This is a genomic window from Wenjunlia vitaminophila DSM 41686, assembly GCF_000380165.1.
GTDB lineage: Bacteria > Actinomycetota > Actinomycetes > Streptomycetales > Streptomycetaceae > Wenjunlia > Wenjunlia vitaminophila.
In genome coordinates this window covers 104,257-123,485 of sequence record NZ_KB904724.1, presented here as the reverse complement: position 1 = coordinate 123,485, position 19,229 = coordinate 104,257, and the positions used below count along the sequence as shown (strand labels likewise).

18 protein-coding genes are annotated in these 19,229 nt (G+C 71.9%); 12 read left to right on the top strand and 6 right to left on the bottom strand.

All coding sequences use genetic code 11. The features are described 5' to 3' along the window. The first annotated feature begins 172 nt into the window (after positions 1-172). The 4 genes from A3IG_RS34845 to A3IG_RS35790 are packed head-to-tail and all read left to right on the top strand — an operon-like array spanning position 173 to position 4,275. Positions 173-1,192: a hypothetical protein gene (locus tag A3IG_RS34845; protein WP_018386557.1), complete on the top strand. Its 1,020-nt coding sequence runs from the start codon at positions 173-175 to the stop codon at positions 1,190-1,192. Beyond that, a complete protein-coding gene (locus tag A3IG_RS0126200; RefSeq protein ID WP_018386556.1) occupies positions 1,192-2,007 on the top strand; it encodes a hypothetical protein in 816 nt (271 codons plus the stop codon). Before A3IG_RS34845 ends, A3IG_RS0126200 begins: the two co-directional genes overlap by 1 nt. A gap of 11 nt (positions 2,008-2,018) precedes the next feature. Then, positions 2,019-2,537, top strand: coding sequence for a hypothetical protein (locus A3IG_RS0126195; RefSeq protein ID WP_018386555.1), 519 nt, complete (start codon positions 2,019-2,021; stop codon positions 2,535-2,537). Between the two features lie 10 nt (positions 2,538-2,547). After that, complete coding sequence (locus A3IG_RS35790) at positions 2,548-4,275, top strand: asparagine synthetase B family protein (protein ID WP_018386554.1); 1,728 nt, start codon at positions 2,548-2,550, stop codon at positions 4,273-4,275. A gap of 6 nt (positions 4,276-4,281) precedes the next feature. On the opposite strand, the gene A3IG_RS0126185 is transcribed toward A3IG_RS35790, so the two are convergent. Genes A3IG_RS0126185 through A3IG_RS0126165 form a run of 5 tightly spaced genes read right to left on the bottom strand, consistent with a single transcriptional unit; the run spans position 4,282 to position 10,012 of the window. Further along, positions 4,282-5,121, bottom strand: coding sequence for a carbohydrate ABC transporter permease (locus A3IG_RS0126185; protein ID WP_018386553.1), 840 nt, complete (start codon positions 5,119-5,121; stop codon positions 4,282-4,284). After that, positions 5,111-6,052, bottom strand: coding sequence for a carbohydrate ABC transporter permease (locus A3IG_RS0126180; RefSeq protein WP_018386552.1), 942 nt, complete (start codon positions 6,050-6,052; stop codon positions 5,111-5,113). Before A3IG_RS0126180 ends, A3IG_RS0126185 begins: the two co-directional genes overlap by 11 nt. Positions 6,053-6,063: 11 nt before the next feature. After that, positions 6,064-7,329, bottom strand: a complete 1,266-nt coding sequence (locus A3IG_RS0126175) for an ABC transporter substrate-binding protein (protein WP_018386551.1) — start codon at positions 7,327-7,329, stop codon at positions 6,064-6,066. A 14-nt stretch (positions 7,330-7,343) separates the two neighbouring features. Then, complete coding sequence (locus A3IG_RS0126170) at positions 7,344-8,939, bottom strand: FAD-dependent oxidoreductase (RefSeq protein WP_018386550.1); 1,596 nt, start codon at positions 8,937-8,939, stop codon at positions 7,344-7,346. A gap of 59 nt (positions 8,940-8,998) precedes the next feature. Next, a complete protein-coding gene (locus A3IG_RS0126165; protein ID WP_018386549.1) occupies positions 8,999-10,012 on the bottom strand; it encodes a LacI family DNA-binding transcriptional regulator in 1,014 nt (337 codons plus the stop codon). 237 nt (positions 10,013-10,249) lie between these two features. Between A3IG_RS0126165 and A3IG_RS0126160 the strand changes: the two genes are divergently transcribed. Continuing rightward, positions 10,250-11,851, top strand: a complete 1,602-nt coding sequence (locus A3IG_RS0126160) for a carbohydrate-binding protein (protein ID WP_018386548.1) — start codon at positions 10,250-10,252, stop codon at positions 11,849-11,851. Positions 11,852-11,870: 19 nt separating this feature from the next. Here the strand turns inward: A3IG_RS0126160 and A3IG_RS34435 are convergent, their stop codons facing one another. After that, positions 11,871-12,989, bottom strand: coding sequence for a LacI family DNA-binding transcriptional regulator (locus tag A3IG_RS34435; RefSeq protein ID WP_018386547.1), 1,119 nt, complete (start codon positions 12,987-12,989; stop codon positions 11,871-11,873). A 209-nt stretch (positions 12,990-13,198) separates the two neighbouring features. Between A3IG_RS34435 and A3IG_RS0126150 the strand changes: the two genes are divergently transcribed. The 7 genes from A3IG_RS0126150 to A3IG_RS0126120 are packed head-to-tail and all read left to right on the top strand — an operon-like array spanning position 13,199 to position 19,222. Next, entirely contained in the window at positions 13,199-14,260 is a 1,062-nt protein-coding gene (locus tag A3IG_RS0126150; protein ID WP_157862361.1) for an ABC transporter substrate-binding protein, read from the top strand. Then, a complete protein-coding gene (locus tag A3IG_RS0126145; protein WP_018386545.1) occupies positions 14,257-15,048 on the top strand; it encodes a glutamine amidotransferase in 792 nt (263 codons plus the stop codon). The genes A3IG_RS0126150 and A3IG_RS0126145 overlap by 4 nt, the downstream gene beginning before the upstream one ends. Then, positions 15,045-15,719 (top strand): M24 family metallopeptidase, encoded by a 675-nt coding sequence (locus A3IG_RS31375; protein ID WP_157862360.1) that lies wholly within the window; start codon positions 15,045-15,047, stop codon positions 15,717-15,719. Before A3IG_RS0126145 ends, A3IG_RS31375 begins: the two co-directional genes overlap by 4 nt. After that, positions 15,716-16,543: an ABC transporter ATP-binding protein gene (locus A3IG_RS0126135; RefSeq protein ID WP_018386543.1), complete on the top strand. Its 828-nt coding sequence runs from the start codon at positions 15,716-15,718 to the stop codon at positions 16,541-16,543. The genes A3IG_RS31375 and A3IG_RS0126135 overlap by 4 nt, the downstream gene beginning before the upstream one ends. After that, the gene (locus A3IG_RS0126130) at positions 16,540-17,430 is read left to right on the top strand and encodes an ABC transporter permease (RefSeq protein ID WP_018386542.1); all 891 of its coding nucleotides are present in this window, start codon (positions 16,540-16,542) and stop codon (positions 17,428-17,430) included. The genes A3IG_RS0126135 and A3IG_RS0126130 overlap by 4 nt, the downstream gene beginning before the upstream one ends. After that, positions 17,427-18,314: a nitrilase family protein gene (locus tag A3IG_RS0126125; protein WP_018386541.1), complete on the top strand. Its 888-nt coding sequence runs from the start codon at positions 17,427-17,429 to the stop codon at positions 18,312-18,314. The genes A3IG_RS0126130 and A3IG_RS0126125 overlap by 4 nt, the downstream gene beginning before the upstream one ends. Next, entirely contained in the window at positions 18,311-19,222 is a 912-nt protein-coding gene (locus A3IG_RS0126120; protein ID WP_018386540.1) for a ribokinase, read from the top strand. Before A3IG_RS0126125 ends, A3IG_RS0126120 begins: the two co-directional genes overlap by 4 nt. Positions 19,223-19,229: the final 7 nt, after the last annotated feature.

The window sequence follows — 19,229 nt, the reverse complement described above, 5'->3', positions numbered from 1 at the left end:
GAACCGGGAGCGCCCGGACGGTGTCTCCTCCACTGATCGCACCGCGACTCCGGAAGGGTCCCACCATGACCGGCACACGCGAACCCACCGACCCGGCCGGGTCGGTGGGAGGTCCGCCGCGCCACCTGGCCGGGCCCCGCCCGCCGCGCCCGGCACGACCGGGCGGCCCGTCGTGATCTGCCCGCACTGCTCGGTGAACCTGCTGCACAAGGAACGCACCGGCCGGACCTGCCTCGCCTGCAAGCGGACGTTCGCCCTGGAGCCCAAGGACAACGAGCTGCGGCTGCACGACGTGCGGATGCGCACACTCGCCGAGAAGCTCGGTGACGGCCGGGGGCTGCGCTACACCGCTCCCCAACTGTGGTACGCCGCGTCACGCAACCGCATCCCCCCGGCCGGCCAGGCCTCCAGGGGCTGCTTCGTCACCCTCGTCGTCATCACCCTGGTCGCCGCGGTCTCGATCGTGTCGGCGAACCCCTTCCGGAAGCCCGTGCTGCTCGTCGGCGGGCCGGTGCTCGCGGTGCTGGTCCTGTGCCTGTTCCTGGCCCGCCGCCGGGCCCGCAGGGTCGATCCGGTCCGGATGCCGATGTCCCTGGAGCGGTTCGAGTCGGCGGTGCTCCAGCGGTGGGCCGAGGTGTACGGGCGTCGCCCGCGCGGCCTGGTGCCGCCGACCGCGGCCCCGCTGCCCGCGCCGCCCCGTCCCGGGGTCGCCGTGCTCTGCCCGGACCGGGCGGTGCTCGACTGCCTCGCCGCGAACGACGCCCCGGCCGCCCCGACCATGGCGATGGTTCAGTCACCGGACCAGGTTCCCCCCGGGGTGCCCGCCGTGGTCCTGCACGACGCCAGTCCCTCCGGGCTCGCCTTCGCCGCCGCGGCCCGCACCGCGCTCGGCGAGCGAGCACTGGTCGTCGGGCTGCTGCCGCGGTCCGTGATGGCCCACGAGAACGCCGTCCGGCTACGGGAGAGCCCGCTTCCCCAGTACGGCGTGGCGGAGCTGCGGGCCTCCTGCCCGACCCTGACCGACGAGGAGCTGGACTGGCTGGCCCAGGGCTGGTGGTCGCCGCTGGCAGCGGTGCCCCCGGCAGCGCTGCTCACGGCGGTGCACCAGGCGGCGCGGCGGGCGGCGGAAGCCACCGACCCGGACCACCGGGGCGCCCGCGGGGTGGGCTTCCTCACCTGGCCGGAGCGGTGATGGGCACCCTGGTGGACCGGGCGCTGCGGATCGCGGTGGCCAGCGCCGCCGCCCCCGGGGCGGTCCGCTTCACCGAGCGCCAGTTGTACTACGAGCTGTGCCGGGTGCTGGGCCCCTGGCACCGGGCGCCCCGGCGGCCCGCGTTCACCGTCGCCCCGACGGTGCGCTACCCGGACTTCCGCGCGGCACTGTGCCGCCTCGGCGACGTGCCCGGGCTGCTCCCGGCGGCGGCACCGCCGGTGCCTGGTGCCGGACGGCACACCCCGGAGCCGGACCTGTTCGACTACGGGCTGCCGCGGCTGTTGGTGTGCGAGTCCCATGACATCGCGCGGATGCTGCGGGCCAACGGGCTGCCGATGGAGTCGGCGTGCCCGATGTTCAGCGCCGCCGAACTCCCCCTCGCCCCGGGGGTGGTCGAGATGCTCGCCCGCGCCGAGGGCGCCACGGTCTACCTGCTGCACGACGCGTCCCCGTGGGGACTCACCTTCCCGCAGCGCCTCCCCGGTCTCACCGGGCTGCCGGACGGCACCAGGGTGGTCCCGCTCGGGCTGCGTCCCCGGCAGGCCGGCTCCCTGCACCTGACCCACGGCCGGGCCACCACCCGGACCGTGGCACCGCCGAGCCCCACGCTGCGGCTGGCCCACGCGGAACAGCGGTGGCTGGAGCGGGACAGGTTCGCGGAGGTCGCGGCCGTGCGGCCGGCGTCGCTGCTGCGCACGGTGCACCGGCTGGTCCGCGACGTCAGGACCCGACGGCGGCCCGGTGGGGTGCGACGGGCCCGCGAGACCGGCTTCCTGAGCTGGCCCACCCGATGAGAGGACATGCAGTGTCGCCCCGGAACCGGCAGGAGACGACCTACACGGACGAGTTGCTCGCGGACGGCTCCGTGCACCGGCGGTACTCCGACCGCCGCCAGGAGTGGCGCGTCCGCCAGGGGCCCACCCTCGTGGCCTGGCGGGACAACCGCGGTCGCCAGGGCACCGACGAGTTGCTCGGCCAGCGCGTCGTCAAGCGGGTCTTCAGCAACGGGCGGGTGCTCTACGGCCGGGAGGCCGGCTACGGCCGCACCCTGTGGAGCGACGGGGTGCTGACGGTGAACCGGACGTCGTTCGGCGGGCGCCTGGGGGCGATCCTGGCCGCCGCCTCCGCGGGCGCCCTGGTCGGGGGTCTCGTCGCACCGCCCACCGCGTTGACCCCGGAGCAGGAGGAGGAGCTGCGCCGCCAGGCCCAGGCCCAGGGCCAGGCCGGCGGCGACGCCTCGGGCGGCGACTTCTCGGGCGGCGGGGGCTACGGCGACTGGGGCGACGGCACGGGTGGCGACGACCTCTTCGACGACTTCGGCTGAGGGACGGGCAATGGCGCGGTGGTGTGCGTGCCTGGCGGCGGACGACCCGGCCGGCCAGGTGGAGGCGATGGGCGGCCGGGCGGTGCGGGTCGCCGGCCGGCGGGCCCTGGGGCTGCTCGAAGGACCCGGCGCGGCGACCGGCCCGTTCGAGGCGGCCGGACGCTGGGCGGTGGGTGAGGTCACCCTGTTCAACGCGGCCGAACTGCGCGCCCGGCTCGGCGCCGCCGGGGCCGACGGCGGCGACTGCCCGGACGGCGAGCTGCTGCTGCGCTGCTACGCGGCGTTCGGCACCGCCGGCCTCGCCGCGGCGGACGGCATGTTCGCGCTGGCCATCGCGGACGGAGAGGACCTGGTGCTGGTCCGGGACCACGTGGGGGCCCGCACGGTGTTCCACGCCCGCGCCGGCTCCCGGTGGGCGGCGGCGACCTCGCTGCGCGCCCTGCGCCGCTGGCCGGCGCTGCACACCGGGCTGCACCTGCCCGCGGTGCGCTCGTTCCTCACGTTCGCCTACCTCCCGGGCACCGAGACGCTGCTGCGCGGGGTGCACGAGGTGCTGCCCGGCCGGTGCCTGAGGCTGCGCGCGGACGGGACCACCGTGGAGGAGACCTTCTGGGAGCCGGCCGAGGCGGTGGACGAGTCACCGGCCGCCGAGCACGCCGGGCGACTGCGCGCCCTGCTCGAGCAGGCCACGGCGCGGCGGTTGCCGGACGCGGGGCCGGTCGGGGTCCTGCTGTCCGGCGGCGTGGACAGCAGTCTGGTCACCGCGCTCGCGGCGCGGCTCCACCCGGGCCCGGTCCGCACCTATTCGATCAGCTTCGGCGACGACGCGCCCAACGAGCTGGCCTACTCCGGGCTCGTGGCCGCGCACTGCGGGACCGAGCACCGGGTGCTCACCGTCGCGGGGGAGACCGTCGCCGCCCGGCTCCCGGAGACCGTCGCCCTGCTGGACTGCCCCGTCGGCGACCCGCTCACCGTGCCCAACCTGCTGCTGGCCGAGGCGGTCGCCGCCGACGGGATGCGGGTGGCGCTCAACGGCGAGGGCGGCGACCCGGTGTTCGGCGGCCCCAAGAACCTCCCGATGCTCGTCCACGAGCTGCACCGGGACGATCCCTCCCCGGAGTCCCGGGCGCGGGCGTACGTGGACTCCTACCGCAAGTGCCACGCCGACCTGCCCACCCTGCTGACCCGTGACGCGCTGGCGGCGCTGGCCCCCGCCCCGCCCCCGCAGGACCTGGTGGCGCCCTACCTGCGTCCGGGACGCATGAACGGCCTGCTCAACCAGTTGCTCCACGCCAACCTGCGGACCAAGGGCGCCCACCACATCCTGAGCAAGGTGGAGCGGATCACCGCCGCCACCGGACTCGAGGGCCGTGCCCCGCTGTTCGACCGGGAGGTGATCGACCAGGCGTTCCGGGTGCCGTCCCGGTTCAAGCTCTCCGGGACCGTGGAGAAGTGGATCCTCAAGGAGGCCGTGCGGGACCTGCTGCCGGCGACCGTCGTGGACCGGCCGAAGAGCGGCATGCGGGTGCCCGTCCAGCGGTGGCTGCACGGGCCCCTGCGGGAGTTGGGCCACGACCTGCTGCTGGGCAGGTCGGCCCGCGACCGGGGCCTGTTCCGCGAGGACACCGTGCGGTCGTGGCTCCGCGGCACGGGAACGCTGCTGCCCCGTCAGGGCGGCAAGCTGTGGCTCGTCCTCACCCTGGAGCTGTGGCTGCGCTCCTTCGACGTCACCGACTGAGGGGGGTCACTTCAGACCGGTGTGGGCGAGCCCCTCGACGAACTGCCGCTGCGCGAAGACGAACACCGCGAGCACCGGAAGCGCCGTGAGCGAGGCCGCGGCGAGCTGGACGTTCCACATGGGACCGCCGTAGGCGTCGACGTAACTGGTCAGCGCCTGGGGCAGGGTGAACTTCTCCGGGGTGGAGAGGTACACCGTCGGCTCGAGGTAGAGGTTCCAACTGTGCAGGAAGGTGAAGATCGCGACAGCGGCCAGGGCCGGTCGGGACAGGGGCAGGGCGATCTTCAGGAAGGTGGCGAACCGACCGAGGCCGTCCATGCGCGCGGCCTCCTCGAGCTCGTTGGGCAGCGCGATGTAGAACTGCCGCATGATGAAGGTCGCCAGGACGCTGGGGGCCCCGAAGACCGGGACCAGGATGAGCGGCCAGTGCGTGTCGATCATGTCCCAGTCACGGAACATCTGGAACAGCGGCACGATGGTGACCTCGCTGGGGATGAGCAGCCCGGTGAGCACCACGAGGAAGAGGGCGTTCTGGCCGCGGAAGCGGATGCGGGCGAAGGCGTAGCCGGCGAGGGAGGAGAAGGCCAGGGTGCCCAGCGTCACGACCGCCGCGATGTACATGCTGTTGACGTACTGCTGTCCGAAGGGCTGGAGGTCGAAGACCTTGTCGTAGGCGCCGAACTCCGGGTGGTCGGGCAGCAGCGACGGCGGGAACGCGAAGATCTCCGTGGCCGGCTTCAGCGAGGACGTCACCATCCACCAGGTGGGGAAGACGAACGGTACGCACAGGACCAGCAGCAGTCCGTAGAGCAGGAGCCTGGCGCGGGGGGACGGCTTAGTTCTCATGGAAGACCCACCTCTTGCGCATCTGCCACTGGATGACGGTGAGGACGAGGACGATGAGGAACAGCAGCACCGAGAGCGTCGCGCCGTAGCCGAAGTGGTGGAACTCGAAGGCCTGCTGGTAGAGGTAGTAGACGAGCACGGTGGTGGAGTCCCCGGGGCCGCCCTGGGTGAGCACGGCGATCTGGGCGAACACCTGGAGCGAGCCGACGACGGTGATGATCGAGGTGAGCAGGATCGTGGGGCTGATCAGCGGCACCGTGATGCGCCAGAACTGGCGCCACCGCCCCGCGCCGTCCACGGTCGCCGCCTCGTAGAACTCCTGGGGCACGCCCTGGAGCGCGGCCAGGAAGAGCACCATGTTCAGGCCGACGTTCTTGAACACCTGGACGACGACGACGGACAGCATCGCGGTGCCCTCGCCGCGCAGCCAGTTGGGCCCCTGGACGCCCACCAGGTCGAGGAAGGCGTTGATGCCGCCGTTCTTCTGCAGGAGGAACCCCCACACGATGGTCCAGGCCACCAGCGAGACGACGACCGGCGAGAAGAACAGGGTGCGGAAGACGACGCGGCCGCGCAGTCTCTGGTTGAGCAGCACGGCGAGGGCCAGCGCGAGGCCGAGGTTGAGGGTCACCAGGCCGGCCGAGAAGAGGGCGGTGTTCCTCAGGACGCCGGGCAGCTTGGGGTCGTCGGCGAGGGCGCGGTAGTTGTCCGCCCCCACCGAGTGGAACGTCCCCGCCAGCACGTTCCACTCGTGGAAGCTGTACCAGAGCACCATCACCAGCGGGATCAGGACGAAGATCACACTGCCGGCGAGCTGCGGTGCGATGAACAGGTAGCCGACCGCGTGGTCCCGGCGGCGTGCGGTCCAGAAGGGGCGCCGGGACCGCTGGGGCGGGGGCACTGCGGAGGTGGACCGTTCGAGGGTCTTCATGGCGGGGACCGTCACTTCTCCAACTGCGGCCTGATCGCGGAGCAGACGTCACCGAGGACCTTCTCCACGTCCGCGTCGGGCGTCCACAGCGGGTCGAGCGCGGACCGCACGGCCTCGGCGATCTCCGACTGGTTGGTGTGGCTCGGCTTCACCTTGCCCTCCTTGATCCCGTTGATCACGACCTCCTCCAATGCCTCGGGCTTGACCTGGGGGTTGCTCGCGGCGAGGGTGGCCGCGTCCAACTGGGAGGTGCGGGCCTGGGGGAAGAAGCGGCCGAGCTTGGCGGAGTTCTCCGCGTTGGTCATGAACGTGAGGAAGTCGGTGGCCTCCTCCACGTGCCTGCCGTTGCCGAAGACACCGAGCCCGGCCTGGCCGATCACGTCATAGGGACCCTTCGGGCCCTCCGGGAGCGGCACGAAGTCCCACGCGAACGAGTCCGTCAGCAGCGAGGCGCGGCTGATCTGGGTGACGGTCATTGCCGCCTCCCCGGAGAAGAAGTCCGCGGTCGTGCCCGGCGCGGGCATCGCCTTGTCCTCGAAGACGGCCCGGTGCAGGTAGGTCATCGCGCCGACCATCTCGGGCTTGTCGAAGCCGCAGGTCCTGCCGTCCTCGCTCCACGCCTCCGCGCCCCAGCCGTTCCACACGGAGGCGAGGTTGTCCCATGCCTTGTAGTCGAAGTCACGGATCACCATGCCGGCCTTGCCGGTCCTGGCGTTCACCGCGGAGCCGATCTTGGCGACCTCGTCCCAGTTCCACCTGCCCTGCTCGATCAGGTCCGCGGGCGCGGGCTGACCTGCCTTCTTGATCAGGTCCGTGTTGACGAAGACCCCGTAGGGCGAGGTGGAGAAGGGGTAGGCGTAGAGCTTGCCGTCCCGCTGCCAGAGCTTCTTGGCCGCCGGCAGCACGTCCGGGTCGTCCTTGACGGGGACCAGGGCCCCGGAGGAGACGAAGTCCGGGGCTGAGTTCTCCAGTATCCAGGCCAGGTCGGGGGCCTTGCCCCCGGCGATCCGGGTGGTGAGGGTGGTGGTGTAGGTCTCCACCGGCAGGGTGTCGAACTTGATCTCCTTCACCTCCGGGTGGCTCTTGCGGTAGTCGGCCGCTATGCCGTTCAGGAGCTTCAGGTGCTCCTCGTTCCCGGTCCAGATGGTCATGCTCAGGGAGACGGGTCCTTCGCTGCCCGACCCGCCGTCGCCCCCTCCGCAGGCGGTGAGGGCGAGCAGGCCGGCGACGGTCAGTGCGGCGAGGGTGGTTCTGCGGTTCCGGAGGTGCGTGTTCATGGCGGTTCTCCTGGTCAGTAGCCGCTGATGTCGGGCCAGCGCAGCTCGATCCCGTGGTCGGTGAGCAGGCGCTGGAAGTCCTCGAGGAGGTGGGGGGTGTTCCGCACGGCGCGCGGGGTCAGTCCGCCGGCCACGCAGTGCGCCGCGAGCAGCCCGGCGACCTCGCCGATGTTCCATTCGACCGGGTGGAGGCGGTAACAGCCGTTGGTGATGTGGGTGGTGCCGAGGTTCTTGCTGGCGGGCAGGAGGTTCTCGACGCGGAGGGGCAGCAGTGCGCCGAGGGGGATCTCGAAGGGGCTGGACGGGACGTCGATGTAGTTGTCCCCGCCGGTGGAGGGGTGCAGGTCGATGCGGTACATGCCGACGCCGACGGAGTCGCGGTAGCTGACGGCGCCCGCCCCGCCGCGCACGTCGAGCGAGAGGTCCTGCTCGACCACGGTGTACTCGGCGCGGATGCGGCGGGACTCGCGGACGTAGGGCGCCTGGGCGAGACCGTCGGCGCTGCCGGTGACGTCCCCCCGCAGCCGCAGGCCCGGGAAGCCGGTGCCCCCGTCGGGGCGGGGCGCCTCGGTCTGCATCCAGTACAGGAAGGAGAACGACAGTTCCTTGGCCGCCGCCAGGTGCGCCCCGGCGTCCGGCACGTCGAGGACCGGGCCCTCGAAGTAGTCGATCATCGGCCAGTTGACCAGGGTGATGTCGCTGTCGTAGGCGCCCGGGAGGAAGTTGTCGCGGGCGGCGATCCTGCGGAACGTCCACAGGTTGGCGTCGCCACCGCCGACGCGCTGGTCGGCGAGGACGGAGTGCGGGTCGTCGCCGGGGTTGGGGGTGAAGCTCCGCTCGACGATCTCCAGGGTCCGTGGGTGCGGGGCCCTCCAGGACAGCAGCGGGGCGCCCCAGAACGGGGGTTGCCGGTCGCGCCAGAAGTCGTAACCGGCGGGACGGTCGATGGTGTGGTCGCCGTCCACGTGGTCCACGGCGAAGCAGTAGGAGACCGCCTGCATGTTGAGGGGTTGGGCGGTGCCGGGGGCACTGGGCTCGCCGGTGTCGGACTGCGACTCGAATCCGGTGACGTACTCGGTGCCGGTCAGCGGCAGCAGTTCCCCGGTCTCGGTGGCGTCCAGCACGTAGGCGGCGGTGACGGTGAGCCGCTCCCCGCTGTCCCGGTGGGCGAGGGTCACCGCGGTGACCCGGTCGCCGTCGGTGTCGGCGGCGACGGGCCGGTAGGGCTGGAGCACGGTCAGCCGGCCGGAGCCGCGGTGGGGGGCGAGCATCTCGTCGATGACGGCAACGGCGACCCGGGGCTCGTGGCACAGGCGGCTGACCCAGCCGGCGCCCGGGTTCAGGTCGCGGCGGCGCCGCGCGGTGTCGGTGAGCGGGTGGTTGCGCCGGTAGTAGTCACGGACGCCGTCGCGCAGCGCCCGGTAGGAGGCGGTCGCGCCGAACTGCTCGATCCAGGTGTGCTCGTCCGGCGGCACGGCCTGGCTGGTGAACTGGCCGCCGAGCCAGTCGTACTCCTCGGTGAGGATCACGGTCCGGCCGACGCGCAGCGCGCCGAGCGCCGCCGCGACACCTCCGGTGCCACCGCCGACGACGAGGACGTCCGCGTGCATGGGTCTCCTTGCTGGTTCGCTGGGCGAGGTGGGGTCGGACGGGCCGGACGGGCCGGCGGTCAGTCGCGCGGCGCGGCGAGCGTGCGCCCCTGTGCCGGCTCGCACCGCAGGAGTTGCTGGACCTCGGTCGCCTGACCGTGCAGCACGTCCAGGAGGAGGGCGACGGCCTGGTGGCCCATCTCCTCCCGGGGGATGCGGAAACCGGTGAGGTCACCCGCGCTTGCCGGGGCGCCGAGCACGACCAGCGACAGGTCGCCGGGCACGTCGAGCCCGCGTTCCGCCGCGGCCTCGACCAGGGCGGCGGCGGTGACGGGGAACTCCACGAACGCCGCGGTCACCCCGTGCTCGAGCAACCGGGCCAGGTGCTCCTGCGGCGTGTGCGCACCGTCCAACAGGTGCGGTGCGTCCGCCCCGGCGACCTCGCGGAAACCCCTCAGCCGGTCGGCGGACGACTCGGCGAGGGGCTCGGGACCGAGGTACGCGAACCTGCGGTGCCCCAGGGCGACGGCCTGCCGCACGAGGCGTGCCGTGGCGGTCACGTAGTCCACTCCGACGTAGGGCACCGGCTGCCCGTCGGCGTCGTCGCGGCGTCCCACGCAGACGAACGGGTAGTCCTCCGCCACCAGCCGGCTGAGCTCGGCCGAAGGGATCTCCCGTCCGAGCAGCAGGCAGCCGTCCGCCACCCGCAGGCGGTTGTTCTCGTGGAAGATGCGCCGCTGTCCGTTGCGCACCGGCGCGCTGGTGAACAGCAGCAGGTCGCAGCCGCTGCGCTCGGCGCTCTCCTCGATGCCGCGCAGGAAGGGGTAGTAGAAGTCGGCGCTGGTGCTGGGGAAGACCGGTTCGTAGGTGAAGACGCCGAGGATCTGGTTGAGCTGTTTGAGCATGCGGCGGGCCAACGGGTCAGCGACGTACCCCGTCTCCCGGATGACCCGCAGCACACGCTCCCGGGTCTCCGGGGCGATGCGCGCCGCCGCGTCGAGGCGGTTGTTGAGCACCAGGGACACCGTCGTCTGGCTGACCCCGGCCAGCCTGGCTATGTCACGCTGGGTGAGCCTGGCGGGACCTCGGTGCATGAGTGAGAACCCCCTACGGTGCGTAGCTAATACGAATTGCCGATGGCTGGCCCGAGGAGAGTAAGGAGCCCTCGAGACGTCAGTCAAGGGGTGAGCCCCAGAAGCAATACGGATTAGCTGGCCGGAGGGGGCGATGCGGGCACGAGAGCTCCACAGGGCGAGTTAATTCGTATTAGCTCTTGACTGCCCGATGGGCGGGCCGGATGCTGAGCGTCACCCAACGGGAGGACGCCCGCCATGAACGACCTCACCCGACGAGCGTTCGGCCGCCTCGCCGGACTGACCGCGCTCACCACGGGTCTGAGCCTCGCCACGGGCTCCTTCGCCCGTGCGTCCCCGCGCGACGCGGCACAGGAGCCGTTCACACCGCGTTACCTGAGCTCGTTCGAGCAGCAGCGCTACTTCACCTACCCCACCCACAACGGCTTCGTCGATGCGCGCCGCATCGTGCTGGGGCAGCGGGAGACCGGTGCGACCAGCCTGTGGGAGGTGGACCTGGAGTCGGGACAGGAGCGTTTCCTCGCCCGGTTCGCCACCCCGGCTGACGACCGGAACCCCTTCGTGTGGTGGAACATCCACTCCGGCCGCCTCGTGACCTGCGCCGAGAACGCGATCTGGCTGATCGACCTGGCCGCTCCCGCACCGACCACGCTCTACCAGCCGCCCGCCGGCCGTGCGCTGAGCGTGGTGGTCAACCTGCACCCGGCCGGGGACCGCGTCCTGTGCAGCCACTATCCGGCACCGATCACCGGTGGCCCCACCACGGCGGTGGAGGTCGAACTCGCCAGCGGGCGCTCCCGGGACGTCTTCTCCGGCGACGTCTTCGCCACCCACTTCCAGTACGGCGCCCACGATCCCGAGTGGATCGGCTACTCGCTCGGCGGGAGCACCCGCTCCTGGGCCCTGCACCCGGAACACGCACCGCGGGGGAAGCTGATCTGGGACCAGGCCGCGGCCGGGGTTCCCGTCGGGACCCACGAGGTGTGGAAGTCCCGGACCGTGACCGGCTGCCTGGCGGTCGCCGTCGGCGGTGACGCGGCGGGACTGTGGATGGTCCACCCCGACGACCGGCCGGACCGGCTGGTGGCACCCGGCCCCTCCGGCGCCAACGGCGCCTACAACCACTGCGACCTGACCGCGGACGGCCACTGGGCGGTGGTCGACACCAACGGCGCCCGGGGCTCGGCGCGGGGCCAGGTGGGCGCGGTGACTCTGGTGGACCTGACGGGGGTGCACCCGCCGCGCACCCTCGGCCTCGCGGGTTGGGGCTCCGCCCACCCGGGCCACCCCCACCCGGCGTTCTCCCCCGACGGCACGCTCGTCGCCCACACCGACACCGAGGCCGCCACCGACCGCACCCGGGTGGTGCTGTTCGAGTCGGGCGGTGACTGGGCACCGCACCCCCTGGACTCGCAGGAGGAGGCGGAGACCCTGGAGGTCACCACCACGGGAGGCCGCGCCGAGGTCTTCGCCGACCCGCAGTGCGGCGCTGGGCACGGCCTGCTGTTCACCCCGACCGCGCCCGACGGCGCGCTGTCCTGGTCGGTGCGGGTTCCCCTGGCCGGTCCGCGGGCACTGCGGCTACGGGTGAAACGTCACCACTCCCGCGGCACCTACCAACTCTCGGTGAACGGCACCGACATCGGCGAGCCGCTGGACCTGTACAGCCCGGTGACGGCGTACGCGGAGCCGGAGTTCGCCCCGGTGCCGTTGCGGGCCGGGAGGAACGAGCTGCGCCTGACCCACGTCGGGCAGCGCCCGGAGAGCACCGCGGTCCCCGGTACCTGCGCCCTGGACCGGGTCGGCCTGCGCCGACTCGTCCCCGCCCCGCGCATGTGACCAGCGGCAAGAGGCGTGCTCAGCGGGCGACGTGAACGCCTGGGACTCCGTCAGCGGCCCCGCCGGCGTGCAGCGGGCCCTCGTCGGCGTGCGTGGGGCAGGTGCTGCCCCGGACGATGACCTGGGTCGGGAGGGTGAGCGTGCACGGCTCGCGGCCCGGTTCGGTGATGCGCGCCAGGAGCAGGTCGGCGGCCTGTCTCGTCAGTTCCTCGACCGGTTGCCGGACGGTGGTCAGGGAGGGCTGGGCGAGTACGGCCATGCTGATGTCGTCGTAGCCGCTGACCGTGACGTCCTGGGGCACGCGCAGCCCGAGACGCGCGGCGGCGCTGAGCACACCGAGGGCGATCAGGTCGTTCCCGCACACGATGGCGTCCGGTGGTGTCGGCGACGTGAGGAGTCGTTCGGCCGCTTCCCGGCCCCACCTCTCGGAGAACGAGGCGAGCAGGACGCGTTCGGGGTCGGGTTCTGAGCCGTCGAGGGCGGCGAGGAAGGCGGTGTGCCGTTGCGCGCCGGACCAGTTGCCGCGGTCGCCGCCGACATAGGCGATGTCCCACCGGCCCAGTGACCGCATGTGCGTGATGAGTTGTCGGATGCCCCCGGCGTCGTCGACACCCACGAAGTCGTAGGTCTCCCCCTCGACGCTGCGGTCCAACTGGACGAGCGGTATGCGTTCCGCCGCCCGCCGCACCGCGGGCAGGCTCCGGGTCTGGTGGCAGGGGCTGATCAGCAGGCCGTCCACCTGGCGCTCGGTGAGCATGTCAAGGCGCTGCGCCTCGATGCCGGGGTCGTCGTTGGAGGTGCACAGCAACAGCGCGTACCCCTGGAGGCGCAGGTACTCCTCGGTGTGCTGGACCACGCTCGGGAAGAACGGGTTGTCCACCCTGGGCACGATCATGCCGATCGCCTGGGTGGAGCGCCGGCGCAGGGCGCGCCCGAGCTGGTTGGGCCGGTAGCCGAGCTCCTCGACCGCGGCCATCACGGCCGCGGCTGACTCCGGCCGCACCGAGCGGGCGCCGCTGAGCACCCGCGACACGGTCGACGCGGACACTCCGGCGGCCTTCGCGACGTCGTAGATGCTGGCTTGCACGGTGATCCCGAGGTCCTCCGGTGGGGTGCCGTCGCCACTGACGGCGGTCACTTCCGGGCGAGTATGCCATGGGAGCCGTGCGGTGCGGCCCCTGTGGTCGTCACGGGGCGGGCCGCGAGGTGCCGTCGGCGGGCTCCCCCTGGGTAACCCCGATGTTTCGCCTGAATTACCGCAAAACTTACCCCTTGACAGGGCTCGCGGGGCCGACCCATGATTCACGGCAATCGATTTCCGCGACGGTCCAGCCACTGAGGAGCACTATGGACGTCCAGAGATACGACCCCGATGTCCCTCACCGATCCCGTAGGACGGGCTGGCGGGTTCTCGCGGTCGCCACGGTCTGCGCGCTGGCGGCCACCGCCTGCGGAAGCAGTCAGCCTTCCGCTTCCGGCGGGTCGGACGAGGCCGACGGCCTGACGACGGTGCGCATGGTCCAGGAGTGGCCGGTCGCCGACGGGTTCTGGATTCCGTGGGTCGTCGCCCAGAAGCAGGGGTTCTACCGCAAGGCCGGTATCGACCTGAAGATCATTCCACCGCCGAACACGGCCGCCACCACGCAGTACATCGGCACGGGGCGGGCCGACCTCGCCTTCGCCACCTCGATGGACATCGTCTTCGCACGCTCCCAGGGCGCGCCGATGGTGAGCATCGCCCGGTACGGCACGGGCAACAACTGGGGGCTGATCAGCTCCCCGGACAAGCCGCTGGACTTCGCCTCGGTCAAGGGCAAGACGATCGGCACCTACAACGACGCGTGGTCCAAGGCGCAGTTGCAGATCATGCTGGACAGCCAGGGGCTGAAGCTGTCAGACGTCCACCTGGTCACCGCGTCGAGCGACACCGTGCCGCTGCTGCTGCAGAAGAAGGTCGACGCCATCACCGGCGTCACCAACGCCGAGGGGAGCTCGCTCGCGTCGCAGGGCGTCGACGACTACGCGATGACGCTCGCCAAGGACCACGGCGTGCCGAACAGCCCGGTGTGGGTGCTGGCGGCGAACAGCAAGTGGCTCTCGGGCCACCAGGACACCGCGCAGAAGTTCATGGACGCCACCATCGAGGGGCTGAAGTACGCGATCGCGCACCCCGAGGAAGCCGTCGACACGTTCCTGACCACCTACCCCAAGGCGCAGACCCGTGAGTTCACCACGCTCCAGTGGGAGGCCACGAGTGCCCTGTTCGGCAAGGACGTCACAGCGAACAGCCTCAAGCAGAGCGACGCCGACTGGGAGTCCCTGCTGAAGGCCGCGAACGACTACGAGCTGGCGAAGAAGACCGACGCGCCGAGCGCGCACTTCACCAACGAGCTTCTGGAGAGCAAGTGAGCCGTGTCCTGCTGGCCGGTGAGTCGTGGACGACGACCTCGACCCACACCAAGGGTTTCGACTCGTTCGTCACCTCGACCTACGCCGAGGGGGCGGGCCCGTTCCTGAAGGCGCTGCGGTCGGCCGGCCACGAGGTGACGTACCTGCCCAATCACGTGGCCGCTGACCACTTCCCGTCCACCGAGGCGGAGCTGGACTCCTTCGACCTCGTGGTGCTCAGCGACATCGGCGCCAACACCCTGCTGCTGTCGGCGGCGACGTTCCTGGCGGGCACCCGCACCCCCAACCGACTCGACGCCCTCGCCTCGTGGGTCCGGGCCGGCGGGTCCCTGCTGATGGTGGGCGGCTACCTGAGTTTCCAGGGCATCGAGGCCAAGGCGAACTACGTCAACACCGCCATCGCCGACGTGCTGCCCGTGGAGATGGAGAGCGGGGACGACCGGGAGGAGACACCCCACGGGGTCGCCCCCGTCGTCACCAACCCCGAGCACCCCGTCACCCGAGGCCTTCCGCGCGTGTGGCCGCAGATCCTCGGCTTCCAGCGCGTGCGGGCCCGAGCCGGCGCGGACGTCCTGGTCGAAGTGGACGGTCAGCCCCTGGCCGTGACCGGCCGGGCGGGGAAGGGACGGGTGATGGCCTTCACCTCGGACATGGGGCCGCACTGGCTGCCCGACGACTTCGTGACCTGGAGCGGCTACGACCCGTTCTGGCAGCAGTCGGTCCGGTGGCTGTGCTCCGCCACCCCCGGCCCCGCGGCCGACAGGCTCCAGGCGGTGTCCGCGCCGTGACTCCCCCCGAAGGACTGACCGAGGCGCCCCCGACCGGTCTGGTGACCGCCCAGCGCCTGGCCGTCGCGGTCGCCGAGCTGGTGGCCGCGCAGGCCCGGGCAGGGCAGACCGAGATCGCGGTGCGCGACTGGACCGAGGGGCTGCTGGACGCGCGCGGCAGCACCGGCGTGTGGACCCCGACCAACGTCGGATTCGGCGCGGGAACGCTCAGTTGCTTCCCCACGGACAAGCCGAGCGACCGCGTCCTGTGGAACATCGACCTCGGTTTCGTCGACGTACACCCCATCACGGCGGACGGGTGGTGGGGGGACTGCACCCGCAGTTTCATGCGGGGCGACAACCCGGGCTACCGCGAGGCGTTGGAGACCATGCGGCACGTCCACGAGACCACGCTGGCCGCGGCCCGGCCCGGGATGCGGGCGTGTGACCTGTTCTTCGCCTTCCAGGAGGCGCTGGAACCGACCGGTCTGCTGCTGCTCGACCGGCTCAACAACATCGGCCACTCGCTGGACCGGAGCACCTCCTACGACCTGGGCTACCTCGACCCCTGGAACGAGACCCGCCTGTGGGGCGCCTGGGCCGTCGAGCCGTTCATGGGCAACCACCTGTGGGGCGTGAAGCAGGAGGACGTCATCTGGTTCGGCCGGGACAACTGCGTGGTGATCAGATGAGTACGACGGCGAAGCTGGAGATCCGTGACGTCGAGCAGCGCTTCGACTCCACGGTTGCCCTCTCCCGTACGTCCCTGAACGTGCGGGACGGCGAGTTCATCTCGATCGTCGGCCCGTCGGGATGCGGCAAGAGCACCCTGTTCAACATCGTCTCCGGCATCCAACGGCCCACCGGGGGACGGGTCCTCCTCGAGGGGTCGGACGTGACCGGCCGGTCCGGCCAGGTGGGGTACATGCTCCAGAAGGACCTGCTCCTGCCCTGGCGGTCCACGTTGGACAACATCCTGCTGGGCGCCTCACTGACCCGGCGGGTCTCCCGCGCGGACCGCGCCCACGCGGCCGGCCTGGCCACCCAGTACGGGCTGGGCGACTTCCTCGACCACTATCCGCACGCGATGAGCGGCGGCATGCGACAGCGGGTGGCCCTCATGCGCACCCTCGCCTTCGCGCGCGACGTCATGCTCCTGGACGAGCCGTTCGGCGCCCTGGACTCCCAGACCCGGATGGAGATGCAGCAGTGGCTGCTGAGGGTCTGGGCGGAGCAGCGCAGCACGATCCTTTTCGTCACCCACGACGTGGACGAGGCCATCTTCCTCGCTGACCGCGTCGTCGTGATGTCCCCCCGGCCGGGCCGCATCCGCCAGGTGTTCGATGTGGAGCTCCAGCGCCCCCGGGACCTGGAGACGCTGACGACGCCGGAGTTCACCACCCTCAAGCGCGACATCCTCGCGCTGATCTACGAGCGGGACGCGGCCCCCGGCGCACCGTCGCCGTCATCCGGTGGCGAATCCCCGTCGTCCACGCCCAACGGGAGGCAGGCATGATCCGCGCGCGCCACCAGGACAAGCTGTGGTTGCGGCTGGCCGTGCCGGTCCTGTCGGTACTCGCCGTGGTGGCCGTGTGGCTGCTGCTGGTGCACGGCGTGGGCGTCGCCCCCTACGTGCTGCCCTCGCCGAGCGCCACGGTGCGGGCCATCGCCGACGACTGGGACGTCCTGTCGGACGGCATCGTCATCACCGGCAAGGAGTTCGTCCTGGGTTTCCTCGTGGGCACGGCGACGGGCTTCGGCCTCGCGGTGTTCATGGCCCAGTCGCGGTGGGTGCTGCGGGCCCTGTACCCGATCCTCATAGCCAGCCAGGCCGTGCCCATCATCGCCATCGGCGCGGCCCTGGTGATCTGGCTGGGCTTCGGCCTGACCCCCAAGGTCGTCATCGTCGCCCTCATCGTGTTCTTCCCGGTGGTGGTCAACGTGCTCGACGGCCTGTCGTCGGTGGACGAGGACTCCATCAACCTCGCCCGGTCGATGGGCGGCGGGCCCTGGCGCACCTTCCGGACCGTCCGCCTGCCCGCCACCTACACACCGCTCTTCTCGGCGCTGAAGATGTCGGCGACGTTCAGCGTCACCGGAGCCGTCATCGGCGAGCAGACCGCGTCCAGCACCGGCGGACTGGGGGTGTACCTGACCCAGCAGCAGTCCCGGCTGAACACCGCCGCTGTCTTCGCCGACATCGTCCTGCTCGCCGCCATGGGCATCATCGCCTTCGCGCTGATCGCCGTCCTGGAGACGATCGCCACACCGTGGCGCAGGCACGGCAGCGCACCACGCCGGTGGCGCACCCACGTCTCCCGGCCGGGCGACGTGGCCCCCGGGTCAGAAGTGAGGCCAGCGGAGGCGGCACCGCCCGTTCCGGCGTCCAAGGGGGCACGGTGACGAACCAGGGAACCGGACGACCGTCGATCACCGTCGCCGCCGTGCAGACGCAGCCGGTCATCGGTGACGTGCGGGGCAACCTCGCCGCGATCACCGAGGCCGTCACGCGGGCCGCCGAGCGCGGAGCCCGACTGGTCGTCCTGCCGGAGCTGTGCACGACCGGCTACGTGTTCGCCTCGCGCGAGGAGGCCCGTGCCCTCGCCGAGGAGGTTCCGACCGGGCCGAGCACACGGTCCCTGACCGGGCTGTGTTCCGAGCTGGGGGTCCACCTGGTGGCGGGGATCGCCGAGCGGGAGGGTGACCTCCTCTACAACAGCGCGGTGCTCCTCGGCCCGGACGGCCACCTGGGCACCTACCGCAAGGTCCACCTCTGGGACAACGAGAACACCATCTTCGAACCGGGCAACCTCGGCCTGCCGGTCTTCGACACCCCCCACGGCCGGCTCGGCATGCTGGTCTGTTACGACGCCTGGTTCCCGGAGGCCTTCCGAGCGCTCGCCCTCCAGGGGGCCGACGCGGTCTGCCTGCCCACCAACTGGGTTCCCATCCCCGGGCAGCAGCCCGGCGAACCGGCCATGGCGCTGTCGCTGTGCCAGGCGGCGGCCCACGTCAACAGCATCCACGTCATCGCCGCGGACCGGGTCGGAACGGAACGGGAACAGCCCTTCATCGGCCAGAGCGTCATCGTCGGCCCCACCGGGTGGCCGCTGGTCCCCCCGGCCGGCAGCCAGGAGCCGGAGACGGTGCTGGCCACGACCGACCTGACCGACGGACGGCGGCTGCGCCGGTGGAACACCCACAACGACCCGCTCGCCAACCGGCGCCCGGAGGTCTACGCCCCGTACACCGGCGGCGAGGAACAGCGGGGAGGGCGACGCGGATGACGCGGCGGTACGACGTGGTGGTGGTCGGCTCCGCCAACGCCGACCTGGTCGTCGGGGTCGAACGCCGCCCCGCGGCCGGGGAGACGGTCCTGGGGTCGGACCTGGCCGTCCATCCCGGCGGCAAGGGCGGCAACCAGGCGGTCGCCGCGGCGCGGCTGGGTTCCACCGTCGCGCTGGTGGGCCGGGTCGGCGACGACGCCCACGGCCGTTTCCTCCTCGACGCGCAGCGGGCGGCGGGGGTCGACACCCGCGCGGTCCGGGTCGGGGGGGCACCGACAGGTGTCGCACTCATCGTCGTCGGGCCGCGGGGTGACAACAGCATCGTGGTGTCCCCCGGGGCCAACGCGCTGCTCTCCGCGCAGGACGTGCGGGCGTCCAGGGACCTGTTGTCCGCCGCCCGGGTGGTCTCGCTGCAACTGGAGATCCCCCTGGAGACGGTCGCGGAGGCCGTCGCCGTGGTCGCTCCCGGGACCCGGGTCATGCTCAACGCCTCGCCGTCGGCGCCGCTGCCGGCCCCGGTACTCGCGGCCTGCGATCCCCTGGTCCTCAACGAACACGAGGCCCTGGAGATGCTGGGCGGGGCGACGGAGGACACCCCGGAGGCGTGGTGCACCGCCCTGCTGGAGCGGGGACCGCGGTCCGTCGTGGTGACCCTCGGTGCGCGAGGGGCTGTGGCGGCGGACCCGTCGGGCGTCGTCCGGGTGCCCGGAATCCCCGTGGTCGCCGTGGACACCACCGGCGCGGGTGACGCCTTCACCGGGGCCCTGGCCTCGAGACTCGCCAGGGGCGACACCCTGGCCCAGGCAGTGGGGTTCGCCGTCCGCGTCGGCGCGGCGGCGGTGACCCGGGCCGGGGCGCAGGACTCCTTCCCGACCGCGGAGCAGGTGCCGGCCGCGGAGGGTTCGTAGGCCCGAC

Coding starts and splice junctions, on each gene's coding strand:
- A3IG_RS0126200 (WP_018386556.1), top strand. CDS start 1,192: ATGGGCACCCTGGTGGACCGGGCGCTGCGGATCGCGGTGGCCAGCGCC.
- A3IG_RS35790 (WP_018386554.1), top strand. CDS start 2,548: ATGGCGCGGTGGTGTGCGTGCCTGGCGGCGGACGACCCGGCCGGCCAG.
- A3IG_RS0126185 (WP_018386553.1), bottom strand. CDS start 5,121: ATGAGAACTAAGCCGTCCCCCCGCGCCAGGCTCCTGCTCTACGGACTG.
- A3IG_RS0126180 (WP_018386552.1), bottom strand. CDS start 6,052: ATGAAGACCCTCGAACGGTCCACCTCCGCAGTGCCCCCGCCCCAGCGG.
- A3IG_RS0126175 (WP_018386551.1), bottom strand. CDS start 7,329: ATGAACACGCACCTCCGGAACCGCAGAACCACCCTCGCCGCACTGACC.
- A3IG_RS0126170 (WP_018386550.1), bottom strand. CDS start 8,939: ATGCACGCGGACGTCCTCGTCGTCGGCGGTGGCACCGGAGGTGTCGCG.
- A3IG_RS0126165 (WP_018386549.1), bottom strand. CDS start 10,012: ATGCACCGAGGTCCCGCCAGGCTCACCCAGCGTGACATAGCCAGGCTG.
- A3IG_RS0126160 (WP_018386548.1), top strand. CDS start 10,250: ATGAACGACCTCACCCGACGAGCGTTCGGCCGCCTCGCCGGACTGACC.
- A3IG_RS0126150 (WP_157862361.1), top strand. CDS start 13,199: ATGGACGTCCAGAGATACGACCCCGATGTCCCTCACCGATCCCGTAGG.
- A3IG_RS0126135 (WP_018386543.1), top strand. CDS start 15,716: ATGAGTACGACGGCGAAGCTGGAGATCCGTGACGTCGAGCAGCGCTTC.
- A3IG_RS0126130 (WP_018386542.1), top strand. CDS start 16,540: ATGATCCGCGCGCGCCACCAGGACAAGCTGTGGTTGCGGCTGGCCGTG.
- A3IG_RS0126120 (WP_018386540.1), top strand. CDS start 18,311: ATGACGCGGCGGTACGACGTGGTGGTGGTCGGCTCCGCCAACGCCGAC.